Source organism: Hymenobacter tibetensis (assembly GCF_022827545.1).
GTDB classification, from domain to species: domain Bacteria; phylum Bacteroidota; class Bacteroidia; order Cytophagales; family Hymenobacteraceae; genus Hymenobacter; species Hymenobacter tibetensis.
In genome coordinates this window covers 280379-299493 of record NZ_CP094669.1, presented here as the reverse complement: position 1 = coordinate 299493, position 19115 = coordinate 280379, and the positions used below count along the sequence as shown (strand labels likewise).

Here is a 19115-nt window from a genome sequence, read left to right as displayed (position 1 = left end):
CCCCGAAATTATCTAATAATTCAATAACTTCTCTATTGCCTCGCGCAAGCGCTGCTGTGGCAGGAACTGCTTTTCCAAAGTAGGAGAGAAAGGAACGGCCGTATCCAGGGAAGCTACCCGTTGAATGGGCGCATCAAGGTGCTGAAAGCAATGTTCAGCAATCCAGGCACCCAGCTCCCCTCCGATGCCGCCAGTTAGCGTGTCTTCGTGCAAGAGCAACACCCGGCCATTTTTGCTGACGGTTCGGCGTACAGCATCTTCATCCCAAGGCAACAACGTGCGCAAGTCCAGAATATCGGCATCCAGATTCAGTTCGTTGGCCAGTGCCAGTGCCCAGTGCACCCCGGCGCCATATGTGATGATGCTAAGCGTTTCGCCTTCGCGCACCAAGGCCGCTTTGCCGATGGGCGTGGTATAGTAGGCATCCGGCACGGGGGCCGAAACGCTGCGGTACAGCAGTTTGTGCTCGAAATAGATAACCGGGTTCGGGTCTTCGATAGCCGCGCACAGCAGGCCCTTCGCATCGTGGGGGTTGCTGGGGTACACCACTTTCAGGCCGGGTGTGTGCGTAAACCAGGCTTCGTTGCTTTGCGAATGAAACGGACCGGCGGCAGTGCCCGCGCCGGTAGGCATACGCACCACAACATCGGCATTCTGCCCCCAACGGTAGTGGCTTTTGGCCAGGTTGTTTACAATCTGATTGAAGCCACAGGTTACAAAGTCGGCAAACTGCATTTCCACCATGGCCTTCTTGCCTTTCACGCTCAAGCCCAAGCCAGCGCCCACAATAGCTGATTCGCATAGGGGCGTGTTGCGCACCCGTGCCTTGCCGAATTGTGCTACAAAGCCTTCGGTGATTTTAAACACGCCGCCGTAATCGGCAATGTCTTGGCCCATGAGCACCAATTCGGGGTACTTTTCCATGCTTTGGCGCAGGCCGTCGGAAATGGCATCCACGTAGCGCTTGTCGGTGGCGGGGGCGTCGGGGGCGGGGCGTTGGTCGGGTGCCTGGAAGGTCCGGTACATATCCCCTACCTCTTCCTGCACATTGGCGGTAGGCATAGGCTCAGCATCGGCAAGACGCAGCCCCTCTTCTATTTCGCGCTTGATGGTTTGGCGGTAGCGCATCCGAGCTTCTTCGTCCAGGACACCTTCTGCCAGCAGCCACTTCTCGTAGTTCTCAACCGGGTCTTTCTGGCCCCACTCCTCGAATAACTCTTGCGGCACGTACTTGGTACCGCTGGCTTCCTCGTGGCCACGCATCCGAAACGTAAGCGCTTCTAGCAGCACGGGCCGGGGGTTACGGCGCATGTCTTCGGCCAGCCGGTTCACGGTGTCGTACACTTCCAACACATTATTGCCGTCGATTTGCAGCGCCTCCATGCCATAGGCCGGGCCTTTGTCGATGAAGTAGTTGAAGCGAAACTGTTCGCGGCTAGGCGTACTCAGGCCGTAGCCGTTGTTTTCGATGATGAAAATAACGGGTAGTTGCCACACCGCTGCCACGTTCAGGGCCTCGTGGAAGTCGCCTTCACTGGCACCCCCGTCGCCGCTGTACGTCACCGTTATTTTCTGGCGGCGGTCCAGCAAGTCGGCCAAAGCAATGCCGTCGGCCACGGCCAACTGCGGGCCTAAGTGCGAAATCATACCAACGATGTGGTGCTCGTTGGTGCCGAAGTGGAAGCTTCGGTCGCGGCCCTTTGTGAAACCTGTAGTTTTGCCCTGCCACTGCGCAAACAGTCGGTCCAAGGGCACGTTGCGGCCCGTAAATACGCCTAAGTTCCGATGCAACGGCAGAATATATTCGTCGGGCTGAAGGGCCAGGGTGCTGCCCACCGAAATGGCTTCTTGGCCGATACCCGAAAACCACTTGCTCACCTTGCCCTGCCGGAGCAAAATCAACATTTTCTCTTCGATCAGGCGTGGCTTAAGTAGGTGCTGATAGAGGTACAGCAGCGTATCGTTGGAATAATCCTTACGGTCGAAATGCATAGGGCGGAGCGGGTAGGCTATATGGTGGGGCCAAAAGTAACGGATTGGGTTGTAGGGAGGATAAATCATGTGCTTCGTTCCGCCAAGCCACAATGATAACCGGCTACTTGTTTCCAAAACGATACACCTAGTTACATCATCTGGCCAGATCTTCCGTTACCACAGCGTGATAGGCACCCTGAAAACACCAACTCCTTCTGAAGAACAGCAGTACGTTACCTCAACCATAAAGCACGCTGGGAGGCTAGCCTGCACCACGTGACCGGGGCGCAGTTAACAGATGAGCATCAGCTATTGCAAGGCCTTGTTTTCTAGCTGACGACAACGGAATTACATGTAGCAACAGTTGTGGTTGCAAACGTGGCACGCTTCTTTCTACCTTGCTTCACGGAAGCACCCCCCGTGGGTGCTTCCGCTGTTTTAGGCCTGTTGCCACCTCTTAAATGAAGCGCCACTTTCTGTTTATTGCCCTTGTCTTGTTTGTGCTAGGAGACTTGGTTTACACGTTCGCACAGGCCTACCAATTTCCTCTGGAAGGCGACATGACTTCCATTGTTTTGCCAGATCAAGAATGTCAGAAGGTGCTTACTGATCCTTTTGGCTGGTCTGTGCTAACGCGCGACGAAGTGTACGTGGCTCCCAACCGCTTCTTTGCGCACGCGGCCATGGTAAGCTATTTCAAGTCGATGCCGTTTGCGCTACAACGCATCGTCGATCCGATTAGCAGTGTGTATGCGGCTTGTGCGCTGTTCGCAGTTGGTGTACAGGCGCTGCTACTATACGTGTTGGGCGTATACATCACGGGTAGCTATCGGCTTAGCAACCGCAACATATGGGTCGTTATGGCCTTGTTGGTCCCGCTGTTTCAGATGGCTGGCTACAACGACCAAATGGGCATTATCGACCACTCCATCACGTACACGTTCTTTTACGCGTTTCCAATGACGCTGCTGCTGCTGTTGTTGTTGCCTTTTTATCAGGCAGCTTACCACAACCAGAAATTCCGTGTCAGTTGGCCGGGCCGCGTTGCTTTGGTTGGTCTGATGGTGGTGTTGGCGTTCAACGGAGCCATTATCACGGGCGCAGTAGCCGTTCTATTTTTCGGCATCTGCTTGCATTGGGTTGTACGGCAGTGGCAGTCGGGGGCTCGGGAACAGGTAGGCCAGTGGTTGGAGCGGGTGCGGCAGATACCCACCTTGCCCGTGGCTTTACTAGGGTTGTTCACGTTACTGTGTCTGTACTCGCTCTATATTGGCCTCAATGAAAAGGAAGGCACGGACGCCACGCTGCCGCTCTGGGACCGGTACACTCGCATTCCAGCGGGTATCTTCTGGCAGCTCCGCAAGCTCGGCTTGCCAGTGTTATTAGCCGTTGCCCTGATCAATGCGCAGCTTATCCGCCGGCTTGTTCCCTCCACTGCCGACAGCCGCCAGATTCTTCAGATTTTGAAATGGCTTGGCTGGTTTTCATTGATTTATCTGCTTCTGCTCCCACTAGGCGGCTTCCGAGAATACAGAGCCCTGATTGTGCGCCGCGACTCGGTGATGCCGCTGATTATGGGTTTGATGTTCTTCTACGGCTTGTCGGCTTATTACCTGTTGCAGCATTTGCCCGCGCAGGCACGGCGCTGGTATATCACCGGAGTGGTGCTGGTTTCCACTATCTATATCAACGCCGATAGTTTTGTTATCAAGGAAAACAACCTGTGTGAGCGGCGAGGATTGGAACGGCTTGCGCAGGCCACCGAGCCTATCGTGCGCGTAAGTGCGGAATGCACCATCATGTCGTGGTGGAAGATCAACCGCCCCGAATACTCGGAAACCAACGCACAGCTACTACAATACTGGGGCATTACCAAAGACAAAAAGCTCTACTACCACGAAGGCTGGTAGATTGTGTGGGTATTTCGGATGATTTATCGGCGCTTTCTGGCGGCCGGGTTCAAGTAAAGAATGCCATTCAGAACCCTATTGCCCTGGTCAGAGTTAGCTGACTACTTGTTTACAACTTCGCTTTCATGATCCATTTCGAAGAATTCACTCTGGCCAATGGCTTACGCTGCATCGTGCACGAAGACCACACCACCCCCATGGCCGTGCTTGATGTGCTTTACAATGTAGGCTCGCGCGACGAGGACGCTTCGCATACCGGCTTTGCGCACTTGTTCGAACACCTTATGTTTTCAGGCTCCGTCAACATTCCCAGCTACGACGAACCGTTGCAGCGCGTAGGCGGCGAAAACAATGCTTTCACATCCCCCGACGTCACCAACTATTACCTCACGGTGTCAGCGGCCAACCTCGAGACTGGGTTCTGGCTGGAATCGGACCGTATGCTGAACTTGGCTTTCTCGGAAAACGGACTGGAAGTGCAGCGCAAAGTGGTAGTGGAAGAGTTCAAGCAGAACTACCTCAACCAGCCATACGGGGATGTTTGGCTAAAGCTGCGGCCCTTGGCCTATCAGCACCACCCATACCAATGGGCCACTATTGGTAAGGAAATCAGCCACATCGAAAACGCGGTGATGGATGATGTTCGCTCTTTCTTCAAGAAACACTATGCGCCCCAAAACGCCATTCTGGTGGTGGCAGGCGCCGTAACGGTGGCAGAAGCGCAACAACTGGCAGAGAAGTGGTTTGGTCCAATTCCGGGCGGCCCACGCTACGAGCGGCAATTGCCAGTGGAGCCGCGCCAAACCGAGCCCCGCTTTCTGGAAGTTACGGCTGATGTCCCGCTGAGCGCCCTGTACAAGGTGTACCACATGCCAGCCCGCACCGCCCCCGAATACTACAGTATCGATTTGCTAGGCGACTTACTAGGCCGTGGCAAGTCAAGCCGGTTGTACCAGCAGTTGGTAAAAGAGCAGCCGCTTTTCAACTCTATTTCAGCCACTGCTACCGGCTCCATGGAGCCAGGCTTGCTGGTGATAAGCGGCAAGCTGAACACCGGCGTATCATTAGAAGCAGCCGACGCAGCGGTGGAAGCCCTCCTCACTGAGTTGCGCGACCAGCTGGTACCAACCGAGGAACTGGAGAAGGTGAAAAACCAAGCTGAAGCTAGCCTAGTGTTTGGTGAAATAGATTTGCTCCATCGCGCCATGAACTTGGCGTACAGCAAGCTGATGGGTAACACGAACCTGGTGAATGAAGAAGGCGCCCGCCTGCAAGCCGTGACGCCCGCTGAAATCCAAATGGCCGCCAAAGAGGTACTGCGTCCCGACAACTGTAGCACACTTTACTACCGTGCCCAAGCAGACGCCTTGCTACCAGAACTTGCAGAAACCACCACAACAGCAGCGGAGTAAAGCGGCAAAACTTGTAATAACTGCTCATAAAAAGGCCCGGTCAATATCCATTGACCAGGCCTTTTTTATGTCTAATACGGGCTATTCAGATTACCAGCCGCTACCGCCGGAACCCCAGCCATCGTCTTTCTTTTTAGCAGGAGCTGCTTTTTTAGCCGCTGGAGCAGCAGCCTTCTTCGGGGCAGCCGTTGCACCACCCGACGCTTTAGTAGCCGTAGCTGCTGCGGCCGTAGGAGCCGGTGCTGGAGCTGGCGCTTCCACTAGTGGAGCTGGCTCTGGCTCGGGTGCTGGAGCAGGGGCTACCACCGGATCAGGACGGCGCACGCTCCGACGTACGTAAGGAGCAATAGGCCGGCCGCGGTAGTCTGTAGTTACGCGGTGCGAAGGAGCAGCCGTAAAACCAGGGGCCACCACCGAACCACCGGGCTGCATTTCGGGTGCAGGTGCGGCAGAAGCACCACCAAACCCGCCTCTACCTGAACTCATTTCGCTGGCAGGAGCTGCCGTTTCCTGAGGAGCAGGCTCTGGGGCAGGAGCAGTGGCGGCGGCAGGAGCCGCACCTTTCTTGGCGGGAGCTGCCTTCTTAGCGGCAGGCGCTGGGGCGCCCCATCCATCGGACGAGCCCCAGCCATCCGACGAAGGTTTGCTTGTTTTGGTTTGGGCTTGTGTAGGAGCAGCTATAAGGACAGCACCAGCCAACAGGAATGGGAAGACAAGACGATTCATCAGAAAAGACTTTTAGGATATTATCGTGCAAGGTACAGACCTTCATACAGCTTAGAAAGCACTTCCGCACTTTCCTCCAAACGCACAGATCAAACAGAAGTTCCTGATTGAAAGAGTATCCGCTGCAAAAGTCACAGCTTTGGAACGTGGATCAAGCCTTTTTTAGTATAAATGCTAGGGTAGCCTACCTTAAAAACAATACAAGCACCAATTCAAGCCTGTTCTCGACTTGAATTGGTGCTTGTACTATACTTATCTGAGTGGCCGAAGCGGCCGAGAAAGTTTTATTTTTTGCGCGCTTTTTTAGCAGCGGGAGCTGACTTTGTAGGGGCTATTGCTTCCGACGACATAGAAGTAGCACTCGTTGCAGCCACTTTAGGTGCTTTCTTCTTCAGTGGGCGCCCCATATAGTCGGTAGTAGGTGGGCTAGGCATATTCAAGCGCAAGCCCGGTGCCAGTTTCAAATCATCCTCGTTGCGCCGACCCGAACGGTCGTAGCGGGCGTAAGCACCGGCGCGTGGCCTCGCTTTCACATTGCTGGTGCGGTGATAGCCGTTGGCTGCTTTTGCCTTAGCCGACGACCGAGTGGTCTGCTGCGCCTGTGCCGTAGGGTTCAACAATAGGCTAGCGAAAGCCAGCAACACGAGAGAGAGTAAGGTCAGGCGCATGATAGGCAGATGAAGTGACTACTGGATATTTCTCATCTACGAGAAATCTACCTATCTCGGCTGTACTTACCAACCCGTAGTGGTGTGCGTAGTTACAGGAGTAGTCTTTTCAGCGGTTTGCGCTACCACCGACGAGTTTTTAATTGCTTTTTTCTTGATCGGGCGGCCCCAATAATCAGTGCTCACGCCGCGGTACGGAGAAGAACTCATACCAGGTGCCACCATCACGCCCGACGACTGCATCATAGGGTCGGCGCTTTCTTCGGCGTACGCCACTTCTTTGGCGGGCGCTGTGGTCAAGTTCTTTGATTTTTTCTTGAGTGGCCGGCCCCAGTAATCGGTGGTCGGACGACCGTGTAAACTCAAGCTTTGACCGGGAGCCGTATTCCAGCCCATGCTGTATTGAGGAGCTTGCTCTTCCACTGCGGGAGCAGTAGACGGCGTATCCCAGCCATCGGAAGCGGCGGGGGCTTGAGTTTGGGCGAAAGAAGTACCAACCGAGGCAGCCACAAGGAAAGCAGCAAAAAGAAGCGTTTTCATAACGAAGGGAAGAAGAAAAATAAAACAGGAAGACTGGCACAGAGCCCAACCACTCCGGCGCAGCTGAACGGGTGGCGCCCCGCGTCCCGGCTGCTAGCCGCTGGTATTACTGCCTTTTGCAGCAACCGTACCAACTTTTATTATTCAGAGATGAACTTATGTTTTTGGTTGATTTCCTGGCAACTTTCACTTGGAAAGCCTGCAAGCAGAAACGAAAAACCAATTGCCGTAAACTTATCTTTGCGTTACTATGCAGGAGAATATCACGCGGCTACGCGCCGAAATCGAAGCCTACGACTTGAGCACCCCAGAATTGCTCGACCAGTTCCGCATTGCCTACACTGGCCGCAAAGGCCAGCTAGCGGATCTTTTTGATCAGCTCAAAACAGTGCCTCAAGAGCAGCGTCGGGCCGTTGGGCAGGAGTTGAACCAACTAAAGCAGTTGGCCCTGGCTCGTTTCGAGGAGCGCCAGCAGCAGATAGAGGCCGCAGCCAGCAATGCCCCTGCCGACCCTACATTCGATTACACGCTGCCTGCGGTACCCAACCAGCTCGGCACTCGCCACCCATTGAATTTGGTGCGCGAGGAAATCGTGCGCGTTTTATCACGCATCGGCTTCAACGTGGCAGAAGGCCCCGAAATCGAGGACGACTGGCACAACTTCACGGCTCTTAATTTCCCCGAGAACCATCCGGCCCGCGACATGCAGGACACGTTTTTCGTGCACCGCACTCCTGGCGAGCAAGAGTGGTTGCTGCGCACCCATACTAGCCCTGTGCAGGTACGCGTCATGCAAACCCAAAAGCCTCCTATCCGCAGCATCATGCCTGGCCGCGTGTATCGCAATGAAGCTATTTCAGCACGGGCGCACATGATGTTCCACCAAGTTGAAGCCTTGTTCGTTGATGAGAACGTGAGCTTTGCTGATCTGAAGCAGACGGTTTACTACTTCGTGCAGGAGCTATTCGGCTCCGACGTGCAAGTACGGTTCCGACCCTCCTTCTTCCCTTTCACTGAGCCCAGCGCCGAAATTGATATCACCTGCCTTATCTGCAAAGGCAAGGGGTGCAATATCTGCAAGCAGACGGGATGGGTGGAAATTGGGGGCTGCGGCATGGTCGATCCGGCCGTACTAGAACAATCTGGCATCGACCCAGAGCGTTACTCTGGCTACGCTTGGGGCATGGGCATTGAGCGCATCACCATGCTGAAATACCAAATCAAAGATTTGCGCCTGTTCACAGAGAATGACCTGCGGTTTTTACGGCAGTTCGAATCGGTACAGTAGGTTGTACCACATTTACTAGTAGCCCCCTACCAATGGCTTGTTTGGCTGACGTAACGAAGCAACTCTCCCGGCTCGACAACCAGCGAGGAGCAAGACGCACTACAGTAACCCTTGCAATGCTTGCGGCCCTAACACTAGGTGCCTGCGGCTCCGACACCAACAATGTGGAGCCACAGATACCTTTTGTGAGCTTCAGCGAAAGCATTAATGTCTTAAATCAGCAGTACACTCCTTTGCGCTCCGATAGAGGCGCGGTGTATGTTGCCGGTGGAGTTCGAGGCGTAATTGTGGTGCGGCAGAGCGCCAGCAGCTACGTGGCTTTCGAGCGCAACTGCCCGTACCGGGTCAATGATACGTGCGCCCGGGTTAGTATTGATGCCTCGCGGCTGTTCCTAAAAGATGCTTGCTGCGGTTCGCAATTTGATTTGCAGGGCCGTCCGCAAAGCGGGCCAGCCAGCCGCTCACTCCGGCAGTACGGCACTTCCTTATCCGGAAACTTACTGACTATCACCAACTAGGCAATTTTTATAAATATTTTCAAGGGTAAAGCTTGCACAACCTTTTGCTTTGCCCTAATATTGCACCCGCAACGACAAGTAAACGTCGCCATAACCGCTTCCTTAGCTCAGCCGGTTAGAGCATCTGACTGTTAATCAGAGGGTCCCTGGTTCGAGCCCAGGAGGGAGCGCCAAAACAAAGAATGCCCGCCCTAACCGGCGGGCATTCTTTGTTTTCAGGCTATATGGACACATTTTGGTTTTGGCACTTCGGGCAAAGCGGTTAACCTTATGTTAAAGTGAAACACAAACTGGGATACGTTTCGGGATAAAGTCTGGAATAAAGACCAAACCGATGCTGCTTCCTGCCTTTGAGCGCAGCATTAGCCGTGCAGTTTTATCTGAGACTGACGGTCCGCAACAAACGTGGATACTACTCGGTGCGCATGATTCTACGCTGGCACAGGCAGGAATTATAGTTGGATACCGAAGTATTGTGCTGCCGGAGCGGCCCAATCCGAACAGGCAGGGTATCTAGGCACTGTAGGGCGCTAATGCCCAGCAGGTGCTGGAGAGGCGGAGGCTGACAGCAAAAGAAATAGAAGATATTTCCACCCACTCTGACAGGGACCAGGAGGTTTTGGTTAAAGGCAAGGTACCGGCGAAATACGTGAAAGTGACCAAAAAGAAGTGACCTATGACCAGCCCGGCTCAATATCCCCCAGATATTTATAACGCCCTTTATACAGACGAGACAGGTAAGGTAGTCGGCCTTGACGAAGTTCAGCTATTAGAACCTGTTCCAGTCAACCGCGTTCCTGAGTTGATGGCACAGCTATTCAGCGATGACCTTTACTTGGCGTATCAATGTGGGTTGGTTTTAGCTGCCTGGGGCGTCGAGGAAGGTGTGAATTACCTTAGGAGCCTAATTGATAGCCGAATAGACAAAATCGCAGAATTCGAGCCGCATCGTTTATGGGGCGAAGACAACTTGTACGACGTAATCTCAGAAGCTCTTGGAGTAGCTATTTTATCCGACTATGACAGAAGTGAAATAGTTGACATACTAAGGGATACTTTGCAGCTGTATGGCGAATGCTATTTCGAAAGCAAACTGAAGGGAGTCCTCATTCGTTTGGATGAGGACTCCCTCCTACCCGACATTAAGCGAGCTATGCAACTGGCTTTAGGGAACCAGCGATATTATCAGGCCAGTCAATTGCTGCCCGTTTTAGCTAAGTACGATAACGCGTATGCACTTACTCAAGTGAGTATGTTTCAAAATCTGATTCAGAAGGATGACCGGATCAGGTATAATCTTGGAGAGATGCAAGCCTATCTGTAAACGGGCTTTCCTGATTATAAGTGCTGAGCACGGATCTAGAGGACTGATTGCGTATTGCTGAAAACTTTGCGTCGGACGCGTCGAGAGTAGCAGCCTGCTAGAAGACTATTAAGCTTTAAGGTGCGGTATCTAGGAAGCACCTGATAGCAGAGGCAAGCAGAACACGCTGTCTATTGCTTCGTCGTGCAACATCTCGGAACGCTTGGGTGAATACACTTAATGCATAGTCGAGCCTGCTAGACTATTTACGAGAGCAACCGAGCTTGATGGGCCGCGCTTAGAATGGCGGGGGCATTTTTGATGGTGGCTAGCACAAACTCTTTGGCCGCTTGCTTCACTTCGTCTTTGCTGATATCACGGGTTTCTTCGAGTACTAGCTCGCCCATGATTTGGAAAGCATGAGTTAAGACTTTTCGCTTTGGACGCTCCATTTTCAGCTGCTCACATGCCACTGCGAATTGAGCGTTGATTTTCAGGCGCCGCGTGTGAAAAACTGACTCGCTGGTAAGGTGCGGCTGAATGGTATCTAGCAGCTGCACCAGTGGCAACAGCTTGGTAGCTGCCGAAACAGCTGCGCAGCTCATTCTATCCCGCTTGCTTTGGGTGGCTGCTCCAGCAGGTGGCAGAGTATTGGCGGCAACCGGAGTTATTCCGCTGTCGTCGTTGTGAGTAACTGGCTCGTTGTAACCAGGATGCATGCTCTGCAGGTTGAAGTGTATTATCCAAGGTACTAGGAAAGCACCAATATTCCCTAACAGCAAGTACCTGAGCCATGGCCAAGCTGTCTGCAGAGAATGGTAGTCTGTGCTGCCCCTTCAATAGGCTACTCGTTCCGCCTACTACAGTTTATACCGCTTGATCAAGCAAGAGTGGCTAACCTAGGTGAGCACCTTCTGCGCCTCTAAGCGGCTCCAAGAGGCAACGCTTGCTCTAGAACGAACCATGGTAATTCTGTCTTACCCTCCTGAGGATGATGCGAAAAGAAATCTTTAACGCGATAAATTTTTACTGCTTACCTTAGATTTGTATTAAAAGCTTAGTGTTCTTACTCCAGCATGTTCTTACAAAATAATATCACAAACGCTTAATAATTAGGTAAATAATTGCAAATATCTATTCTTAATTATTATTGAAGTATATAATTATTTATTAAATAAATACAAAAACCGACTTTTACTTTATGAAGCACATTTTACCTTCTTTCGGCTTGCTTGTTTTCCCGATAGTGAGTGGCCTAGCCGCTACGGCTGCGGCTCAGTCTCCTACAGCAACCGCGCTGTACGTGAACGACAACGCCACCACTGGCGACGTGTTTACGACTGCAGTGGGCGACGACGTGACGGGCAACGGCACTGCAGCAGCTCCTTTCTCGACTGTGGCTCGGGCGTTGGCAGCTGCCGACCTCGCCACTCAAACCATTTTCATTGACGCTGGTACGTACTCTGAGCGGGTTGTACTCAACAAGCCCGTGAGCCTGCAAGGGGCCGGAACAGCTACAGCGCAGCCTGCCAGTGCCACCATCTTTGATGGCGGCCTGCTGCCAGCTCCTACCCAAACCAGCGAGGCGGGCCTACTGATAACCGTGAGCGGCGGTACTAGCAACGCACCCCTCACCATAGCCGACCTAACCGTCCAGAAGTACGACTTTGGCATTCAAGCCGAAGGCAGCAGCAACCAGGCCAACCTACTACTAGAGGACGTAGAAGCCATGCACAACCGGCGGCAGGGTATCCTCTGGCGCAGCCTGGGGGGTGTCCAGCACCTGACCCTTCGCCGGGTACGAGCTGCCTACACGGCTGAAGGCATCAACTCCACGACCAATGGCGCAGGGCGGGGCCTGTTTATGGTGAATGGGCATAAGGCAGATATCCTGATAGAAGACGGCGTATTTGAGATGAACCGCCGCGGCGGCATAGATATCAACGATGGCAGCGTGAGTGGCTTGATTGTGCGCAACAACCAGTTCACGCAAAACGGCGGGGGAGCATTGGTTGTGCTGGGTGCTGCTGGCGCGCGCAACAGCAATGGCAGCTTCACGGGTATTGCTGCTTTGATTGAAGGCAACGCCATTCGGAACAACGCATCCAATGGCATGGAGCTGAAATCGTGCACGGGTACGGGGCAGCGTGGTGGCGCGGGTAGCTTTGTGGTACGCAACAATTTTATTACCCGCACTATTGGGGCCCCAACCACCCTGAGTGAAGACAATGCTGGCCTCGCTTTTATTGACCGGGACCGGGATGTTATTGCAGTTGGTGGAGGTATCAATGGCGACTTGACCACTGGTGGTGCCTACGTAGCGGGCAATACCATAAGAGGCTATCTAGCGGATGCTACCAGTTCATCTTTCAACATCAACGGCTTTGGCTTGGTGTTGGAGGGGGCCCAGAACAAGGTCTTCGGCAACGTGGTGGCGCAGTGCCAACTGGCCGTGCAAGTGCAGGACCGCCCAGCCGCTAGCACCGGCTATACCCCTTTCTTCGACATCAGCCGCAACGGCTTCGTTGTGTCTTCCGGCGACAGTATCTGCGGCAACCGCCTCGACAGCTGCGCCACGGCTCTTCGGACCGTGAACCTAGCCAACCCTGTGAATGCCTCGCTGAACTGGCTCGGGGCTAGCGCGGCAACGGCAGTGCGTGGCACAACAGGTACGGGCGGCTTTGTTTTGACGCTAGGTGGGCCTGCCACAAGCTTCGCCGAGCGCTCTGCTTTTGCTTCTACGGGCCTCATCGACTATTCGCCTTTTCTTGGCACCAGAACCGATGCGGCCCCAGCGGCTGGCTTCCAGCCTAGCCTCAACTACTTGAGCGTAGACCTCTATAGTCCGCAATCAGCTGCTGAAACCTCGCTGGCCGAGGGCTTGGCGCTGGTAGCAGAAAATGGCACCTTGAACCTAGCCGCGGCGGTGTACGACGAGAGCATGAGTGTAACCAAAAACCTGACGCTCAGCACTGATGGCCCTACTACTCTCCGCGACCTTACCCTGAATGGCGCTAGCAAAGTGCTGGCATTAGGTTCGTCTCTTACCTTGTCTGGTAGCCTTACCCTTACGGATGGCCTCCTCCGCACGACGGCAGCCAACATGCTTACCCTCACTGACCAAGCTACTGCCTCGGCTGGCAGCAGCCGTTCTTACGTAGACGGGCCGCTGCGCAAAGTGGGGCAGCAGCCGTTTGTGTTCCCGCTGGGCAAGAACGGAGAGTGGGCTCGCCTCGGCATATCGGCCCCTGCTAGTGCAACTGCGGCTTTCACGGCCGAATACGCGCCTGCCGCTTACTCCACCCGTACGGCCGCGGCGCCGCTAAGTGAAGTAAGCCAAGTAGAGCACTGGACCCTCGACGGCGCTGGCACTACCGACGCTGTGAGCGTACGTTTGCACTGGGAAAACGCACTCCGCAGCGGTATCGATGACTTTTCCTCGGATTTGCAGGTAGCCACCTTCACCGGTACGGAGTGGGAAACAACGGGCAACGGAGGCTTGGGCGGCAGCCTAAATGTGGGCTCCGTGGTATCGGGACAGACGGTTAGTGGCCGTACAATTTTTACGATAGGCTCCCTCTCGGCGGCTGTCAATCCGCTTTCGACGGAGCTGGTGGAATTCACCGCCGAGCAGCCCCGCCCCGGAGCTGTGGACCTAGAATGGACCTTGGCGGGTGAAACCAACACCTACGGATATGCCGTCGAGCGTTCAAGCGTAGGTACCGCTTGGCAGCAGGTGGGCTTTGTTGCCAGCCAGGGCCTCACGTCCCAATCTCGCATCTACACATTCCAGGACCTGAGCGTACAAGGCCTGACCCAAGCATTCTATCGGTTGCGTCAAACCAACGCGGCTGGGGTGGCTCGCTACTCTGCGGTAGCGTCTGTACTACTGACCGGCGGTCCGTTGGCTACCCTCACTGAGGCGGCAGAGCAGTTCTCTGTGTTTCCTAACCCTGCCAGCCACCAGGTAGTGCTACGCCTGCCCGCTTCGGCCAGCAACTCAGTTGATGTGCTCCTTACCGACCTTAGCGGCCGCTCGGTGTTCCGTACCGGCCTGCTTGGTGGAACTGAGCGGAAGCTTGAACTGCCCGCTTCGCTGTCGGGAGGCGTTTACTTGCTACACGTGCAGAGTGCTGGATTTTCCGGTAAACCACAACGATTGGTGATTCAATAGCCGCGCCGCTTGCCGCTTGTCGGCAGATAAATGCAGGCCCCCATCTAGCAACAGGTTGCTGGATGGGGGCCGTTTGCTTGGTGGTAGAAACTAAAAAGCCCTTTGAACTCCACCCTAGGTACACCCAACTAGCAAGGTAGCAGAAACTACTATCATCAACCGTTAGGTCCCTCCTACCGCACGTTCCCTCTGCCTTGTGTATCCTGCGGCATAAGGAATATACTTACCTTACCACTGTTGCGGTACGTGCCCTTGCTCTTCTACCAAAATTCCCACCCATTGAGCACTCCTCTTTTGAATGTTTCGTGGTACCGGTTGCTTGCTTGCTTCCTGCTGCTAGGAACAACCAGTTGCGCGCCCATACCGCGCGAGCGTATATACCGGATAGGGTTCTCGCAATGCACTAGCAATGATGCCTGGCGCCGGGCTATGCAAGCCGGCATGGAGAAGGAACTGAGTTTCTATCCAAATGTCCAGCTTCAAATACTGGATGCGCAAAACAACAGCGAGTTACAACAGCAGCAGGTGAAGGAGCTTATCCGGCAGCGGGTAGACCTGTTGATTATCTCACCTAATCAGTCGGGGCCTCTGACTGCGTTGGCAGAAGCAGCTTACAACCAAGGCATTCCGGTGGTTATCCTGGATCGGCGCACCACATCCAAGCTGTACACAGCCTACGTGGGGGGCAACAATCAGGAAGTTGGTCGGACGGCTGGGCATCATGCCGCGCAGTTGCTGCGCCAGCGGGGGCTGGTGCTGGAAATTACGGGCAGACCTGGCTCGTCGCCGGCCACAGACCGTGACTTGGGTTTCCGGCAAGCGCTAAGCAACTACCCCGACATCAAGCTGGTAGCACAGGTGCAAGGCAACTGGCAGCCGACCTCCGTGCTCAAGCAACTGCCAGCCGTGCTGCGGGCCCATCCTGAAGTCAACCTGATATTCGCTCACAACGACCCTATGGCGCAGGCCGCCTACCAGGTAGCGCGGCAGATGGGTTTGACCCAACGGATTCGCATTGTTGGGGTGGACGGGTTATCGGGGCCGGGCAACGGGTTGCAGTTGGTTGAGAATGGTGCGCTGGATGCAACGCTGCTGTATCCTACCGGAGGCGAAGAAGCTATTCGGACGGCTATGCGGATTCTGCGGCACGAGCCGTACTTGAAGGAAAACGTTTTAGGTACCATGGTAATCGATTCCACAAACGTGGCGACCATGCGCACCCAAACCGAACAGTTGGCCAGCCAACGGCAAGATATTCAGTTGCAGCAATTGCGACTGAAAGCACAACTACGACGGTACGCCACCCAGGAAACCACTGTGTATCTGCTGATAGCCAGCTTATTGGGCGCCATATTGCTGGGGGCATTGGCATGGCGTTCTTTGCGCCTCAACTGGCGCACCCAACGCACGTTGGAAGGACAGAATGCCGAGATACTAGCGCAGCGCAACCAAATCGAACAGCTGGCCGAAGACGTTCGGCGTTCGGCCGAAGCCAAACTGCGCTTCTTCACCAACTTCTCGCACGAGCTACGCACCCCACTAACCCTGATCTTGGGCCCGGTGGAGGACTTGCTCACTAGCCCGTCGGAACTGACTGTGGCCCAGCGCCACGACTTGAAGCTGGTGCGCCGCAACACCCAGCGCTTATTGCAGCTGGTCAATCAGCTTTTAGACTTTCGCAAAATAGACGTGGGCAAGATGGCGGTGCGGGCCACCCAGGGCAACCTCGTGGCCTTCGTGCGCGAAATCATGGATGTGTTCGAGAAAAATGCGCATCGGCGCAACATCACCTTCCGGTTTTTGCCAGCCGAACCTGTTATAAACCTGTGGTTTGACGGCGACATTCTAGACAAGGTCTTTTCGAACCTGCTATCCAACGCCTTTAAATACACGCCCGATGGCGGACGGATAACAGTAAGCATTCAGCGCGTTGTGGCTGCCAACACCGTTCGGGTGAGTGTAGAAGACAACGGCCGCGGCATTGCCGAAGCCGACCAACCACTCATTTTAGGTTGGTTCTATCAGGGCAGCCAACCGTCGCCTGATGGCTCGGGCCTGGGCCTGGCACTGGCCGACGGCCTGACCCGGCTGCACGAGGGAACCCTGTCGTTCCGAAGCCAGCCTGGCCATGGCAGCACCTTCGACGTGACCTTACCTCTAACCAAACCGGCCACTTTCCTCGACGCCGTTCCACACCACTCCTACACTATTTCGGCCGCCAGCCTAGCCGACGATGAGCCTGCGGAGCTAGCCGAAGAAGTTGCACCGGCCCGCACCGACATTACGGTGCTGGTGATTGAAGACCACGAGGAAGTTCGCAACTTCCTGATACAGAAACTACAACCGCACTTTCAGGTAAGTACCGCTACGGACGGAGCTACCGGTTTGCGCCTAGCCAGCGAAACCATTCCTGATGTAATTGTCTGCGACGTAAACCTCCCCGAGCTTACCGGCCTAGAGGTAGCGGCAGCCCTGAAAGGCGACTGGCGTACCAGCCACGTTCCGCTGGTGCTGCTCTCGGCCCGCGACACGCCTGAGCAGCAACTTGAAGGCGTTCAGGCTGGCGCCGACCTCTACCTCACTAAGCCGTTCAACCCTGCCTTTCTATTAGAGAGCTTACGGACCCTCTTGCGCAACCGCGACCAGCAGCGCGAGCACTTCCGCCGGGAGCTGAGCGTGGATACTGCCACCGTCGCACCGCAGCGCGTAGATCAAAAATTCCTGGCCGACCTCACCGCCATCATCGAGGCCAACCTCGACCGGCCTTCCCTGAGCGTCGATGATATTGCCCGCAGCTTGGGGGTGTCGCAGATGCAGCTGTACCGGAAAGTAAAGGCCCTGCTCGGCACCGGCGTTACCGACTACATCCAGAGCCTGCGGCTAACCAAAGCTCGGCTTTTGCTGCTGCAAGAAGGCAGTGCTATTGCGCAGGTTGCCTACCAAACAGGCTTCTCTTCTCCTTCCTATTTCGCGACCCTCTTCAAGAGCAAGTACCAAGTGTCTCCCTCCGAGTATAAAGCCTTGCATACTCCGACCCAACACTGACAGAATTCTGCAAGTCTTGCAAGATTACTGATAACGCAGCGTCACCCCCAAACGTTTGTTGTTGCTCAATCAATTGACTAGCAAATGTTTATAAATTTTAAAACAATTGTAAGATTCCTTTAAGCATTTGAAAGAAAGCAGCAAGCCCCTACCTGAGAATAAGCTGAGGTTTGAGCAAACGTTTCGGCAACGCTTTCTATGCTTCAGCGCAAAGTGCTTTTTTGGTCTATCGTCACGGCTCTGGGAGGCTTCCTTTTTGGGTTCGACACGGCCGTAATTTCGGGAGCTGAAAAGGCTATCCAGCAACTCTGGAAGCTCAGTGCCTTCGAGCATGGTTTCACTATTTCTATTGCCCTAATAGGCACCGTGTTCGGGGCCATGTTCGGTGGCATTCCATCCGACCGGATAGGGCGGCGGCAGACGCTGCGCTGGATTGCAGTACTGTACCTGGTATCGGCGGTAGGGGCCGCGCTGGCACCGGCCTGGGTGCCTTTTATGCTCTTCCGTTTTCTGGGTGGGTTGGGGGTAGGAGCTTCGTCGGTAACGGCGCCGCTCTACATATCAGAAATTTCACCAGCCAATTCCCGGGGCAAGTTGGTGGGGCTGTTTCAGTTCAACATCGTTTTCGGTATTCTGGTCGCCTACCTCTCCAACTACCTGCTAGCTAATGCTGGGGACAGCTCCTGGCGCCTGATGCTGGGGGTGCAGGCAGTGCCTTCCATAGCCTTCTTGCTGTTTCTGATGCGCGTACCCGAAAGCCCCCGGTGGCTGTTGCTGCACGGCCAGTTACAGGAAGGCCGCGACGTGCTGCGCATCATCAATCCGGAGACGGTGGAAACCGACGTAGCGGCTATCCTAACTTCGCAATCGTTGGCAGGGCAGCAAAATGAATCGTTGTGGGCTCCACAGTACCGCACACCCGTACTACTGGCGGTTGCCTTTGCTTTTTTCAACCAGGTATCGGGCATCAACGCCATTATCTACTATGCCCCGCGCATCTTCGAAATGACGGGACTGGGGCAAGGAGCCGCCTTGCTTTCTTCGGCGGGCATCGGGCTAGTCAACTTCGCCTTTACCTTGCTGGGCGTCAACGTTATCGACCGGTTTGGACGGCGCACCCTCATGGCTGTAGGGTCGCTGGGGCTTATCCTGACGCTGGGCTTGGTGGCGCGGGCCTTTTACACACAGCAGTTTACGGGGTACACCGTACCGGTTTTGCTGTTCGTTTACATTGCCTTTTTTGCTTTCTCGCAGGGGGCTGTTATCTGGGTGTTCATCTCCGAGATTTTCCCGAATGCGGTGCGGGCTCAGGGCCAGGCCTTAGGGTCGTCGACGCACTGGGTGATGGCCACGGTTATTGCTTTCACCTTTCCCTATTTCGCTGAGCAGCTTGGCGGCGGGCACACCTTCGCGTTTTTCTGCGCCATGATGGTGCTGCAACTGGTCTTTGTGTGGCGCTTTATGCCCGAAACCAAAGGCACCAGCCTCGAGCAGGTAGAACAAAGCTTGATTATGCACTAGCCGCGAACTGGTAAAGCGGCGCACGGCACGCTTCAT

At 54.7% G+C, this 19115-nt stretch carries 13 protein-coding genes and 1 tRNA gene; 9 read left to right on the top strand and 5 right to left on the bottom strand.

Annotated elements, in window-relative coordinates; translation table 11 throughout:
- Positions 1 to 12: 12 nt before the first annotated feature.
- Positions 13 to 1992: an alpha-ketoacid dehydrogenase subunit alpha/beta gene (locus MTX78_RS01160; RefSeq protein ID WP_243799141.1), complete on the bottom strand. Its 1980-nt coding sequence runs from the start codon at positions 1990 to 1992 to the stop codon at positions 13 to 15.
- 443 nt (positions 1993 to 2435) lie between these two features.
- Here MTX78_RS01160 and MTX78_RS01155 point away from each other — a divergent pair, with 443 nt between their 5' ends.
- Entirely contained in the window at positions 2436 to 3884 is a 1449-nt protein-coding gene (locus MTX78_RS01155; RefSeq protein WP_243799139.1) for a hypothetical protein, read from the top strand.
- Between the two features lie 125 nt (positions 3885 to 4009).
- Positions 4010 to 5296 (top strand): M16 family metallopeptidase, encoded by a 1287-nt coding sequence (locus MTX78_RS01150; protein WP_243799137.1) that lies wholly within the window; start codon positions 4010 to 4012, stop codon positions 5294 to 5296.
- Between the two features lie 90 nt (positions 5297 to 5386).
- Here MTX78_RS01150 and MTX78_RS01145 read toward each other — a convergent pair whose 3' ends face one another.
- The 3 genes from MTX78_RS01145 to MTX78_RS01135 form a co-directional block, all read right to left on the bottom strand.
- Positions 5387 to 6022, bottom strand: coding sequence for a hypothetical protein (locus tag MTX78_RS01145; protein ID WP_243799136.1), 636 nt, complete (start codon positions 6020 to 6022; stop codon positions 5387 to 5389).
- A gap of 284 nt (positions 6023 to 6306) precedes the next feature.
- The gene (locus MTX78_RS01140) at positions 6307 to 6690 is read right to left on the bottom strand and encodes a hypothetical protein (protein ID WP_243799134.1); all 384 of its coding nucleotides are present in this window, start codon (positions 6688 to 6690) and stop codon (positions 6307 to 6309) included.
- 66 nt (positions 6691 to 6756) lie between these two features.
- Positions 6757 to 7230: a hypothetical protein gene (locus MTX78_RS01135; RefSeq protein ID WP_243799132.1), complete on the bottom strand. Its 474-nt coding sequence runs from the start codon at positions 7228 to 7230 to the stop codon at positions 6757 to 6759.
- Between the two features lie 250 nt (positions 7231 to 7480).
- Between MTX78_RS01135 and pheS the strand changes: the two genes are divergently transcribed.
- The 4 genes from pheS to MTX78_RS01115 all read left to right on the top strand — a co-directional run bounded on the left by pheS (position 7481) and on the right by MTX78_RS01115 (position 10360).
- Complete coding sequence (gene pheS / locus MTX78_RS01130; protein ID WP_243799131.1) at positions 7481 to 8518, top strand: phenylalanine--tRNA ligase subunit alpha; 1038 nt, start codon at positions 7481 to 7483, stop codon at positions 8516 to 8518.
- A gap of 41 nt (positions 8519 to 8559) precedes the next feature.
- Positions 8560 to 9036 (top strand): Rieske (2Fe-2S) protein, encoded by a 477-nt coding sequence (locus MTX78_RS01125; protein WP_243799129.1) that lies wholly within the window; start codon positions 8560 to 8562, stop codon positions 9034 to 9036.
- 96 nt (positions 9037 to 9132) lie between these two features.
- Positions 9133 to 9209, top strand: a tRNA-Asn gene (locus MTX78_RS01120).
- A 503-nt stretch (positions 9210 to 9712) separates the two neighbouring features.
- Positions 9713 to 10360, top strand: a complete 648-nt coding sequence (locus MTX78_RS01115) for a hypothetical protein (RefSeq protein WP_243799127.1) — start codon at positions 9713 to 9715, stop codon at positions 10358 to 10360.
- A gap of 245 nt (positions 10361 to 10605) precedes the next feature.
- On the opposite strand, the gene MTX78_RS01110 is transcribed toward MTX78_RS01115, so the two are convergent.
- Positions 10606 to 11058: a hypothetical protein gene (locus MTX78_RS01110; RefSeq protein ID WP_243799125.1), complete on the bottom strand. Its 453-nt coding sequence runs from the start codon at positions 11056 to 11058 to the stop codon at positions 10606 to 10608.
- 482 nt (positions 11059 to 11540) lie between these two features.
- On the opposite strand from MTX78_RS01110, the gene MTX78_RS01105 reads away from it, so the two are divergent.
- The 3 genes from MTX78_RS01105 (at position 11541) to MTX78_RS01095 (ending at position 19079) form a co-directional block, all read left to right on the top strand.
- Positions 11541 to 14513 (top strand): right-handed parallel beta-helix repeat-containing protein, encoded by a 2973-nt coding sequence (locus tag MTX78_RS01105; RefSeq protein WP_243799124.1) that lies wholly within the window; start codon positions 11541 to 11543, stop codon positions 14511 to 14513.
- 441 nt (positions 14514 to 14954) lie between these two features.
- Positions 14955 to 17558, top strand: a complete 2604-nt coding sequence (locus MTX78_RS01100) for a hybrid sensor histidine kinase/response regulator transcription factor (protein WP_243799122.1) — start codon at positions 14955 to 14957, stop codon at positions 17556 to 17558.
- A 198-nt stretch (positions 17559 to 17756) separates the two neighbouring features.
- Positions 17757 to 19079, top strand: coding sequence for a sugar porter family MFS transporter (locus MTX78_RS01095; protein ID WP_243799121.1), 1323 nt, complete (start codon positions 17757 to 17759; stop codon positions 19077 to 19079).
- The last annotated feature ends 36 nt before the right edge of the window (positions 19080 to 19115 follow it).

Coding starts and splice junctions, on each gene's coding strand:
- MTX78_RS01140 (WP_243799134.1), bottom strand. CDS start 6,690: ATGCGCCTGACCTTACTCTCTCTCGTGTTGCTGGCTTTCGCTAGCCTA.
- MTX78_RS01135 (WP_243799132.1), bottom strand. CDS start 7,230: ATGAAAACGCTTCTTTTTGCTGCTTTCCTTGTGGCTGCCTCGGTTGGT.
- MTX78_RS01100 (WP_243799122.1), top strand. CDS start 14,955: ATGGAGAAGGAACTGAGTTTCTATCCAAATGTCCAGCTTCAAATACTG.
- MTX78_RS01095 (WP_243799121.1), top strand. CDS start 17,757: ATGCTTCAGCGCAAAGTGCTTTTTTGGTCTATCGTCACGGCTCTGGGA.
- pheS (WP_243799131.1), top strand. CDS start 7,481: ATGCAGGAGAATATCACGCGGCTACGCGCCGAAATCGAAGCCTACGAC.
- MTX78_RS01115 (WP_243799127.1), top strand. CDS start 9,713: ATGACCAGCCCGGCTCAATATCCCCCAGATATTTATAACGCCCTTTAT.
- MTX78_RS01150 (WP_243799137.1), top strand. CDS start 4,010: ATGATCCATTTCGAAGAATTCACTCTGGCCAATGGCTTACGCTGCATC.
- MTX78_RS01155 (WP_243799139.1), top strand. CDS start 2,436: ATGAAGCGCCACTTTCTGTTTATTGCCCTTGTCTTGTTTGTGCTAGGA.
- MTX78_RS01145 (WP_243799136.1), bottom strand. CDS start 6,022: ATGAATCGTCTTGTCTTCCCATTCCTGTTGGCTGGTGCTGTCCTTATA.
- MTX78_RS01105 (WP_243799124.1), top strand. CDS start 11,541: ATGAAGCACATTTTACCTTCTTTCGGCTTGCTTGTTTTCCCGATAGTG.
- MTX78_RS01110 (WP_243799125.1), bottom strand. CDS start 11,058: ATGCATCCTGGTTACAACGAGCCAGTTACTCACAACGACGACAGCGGA.
- MTX78_RS01160 (WP_243799141.1), bottom strand. CDS start 1,992: ATGCATTTCGACCGTAAGGATTATTCCAACGATACGCTGCTGTACCTC.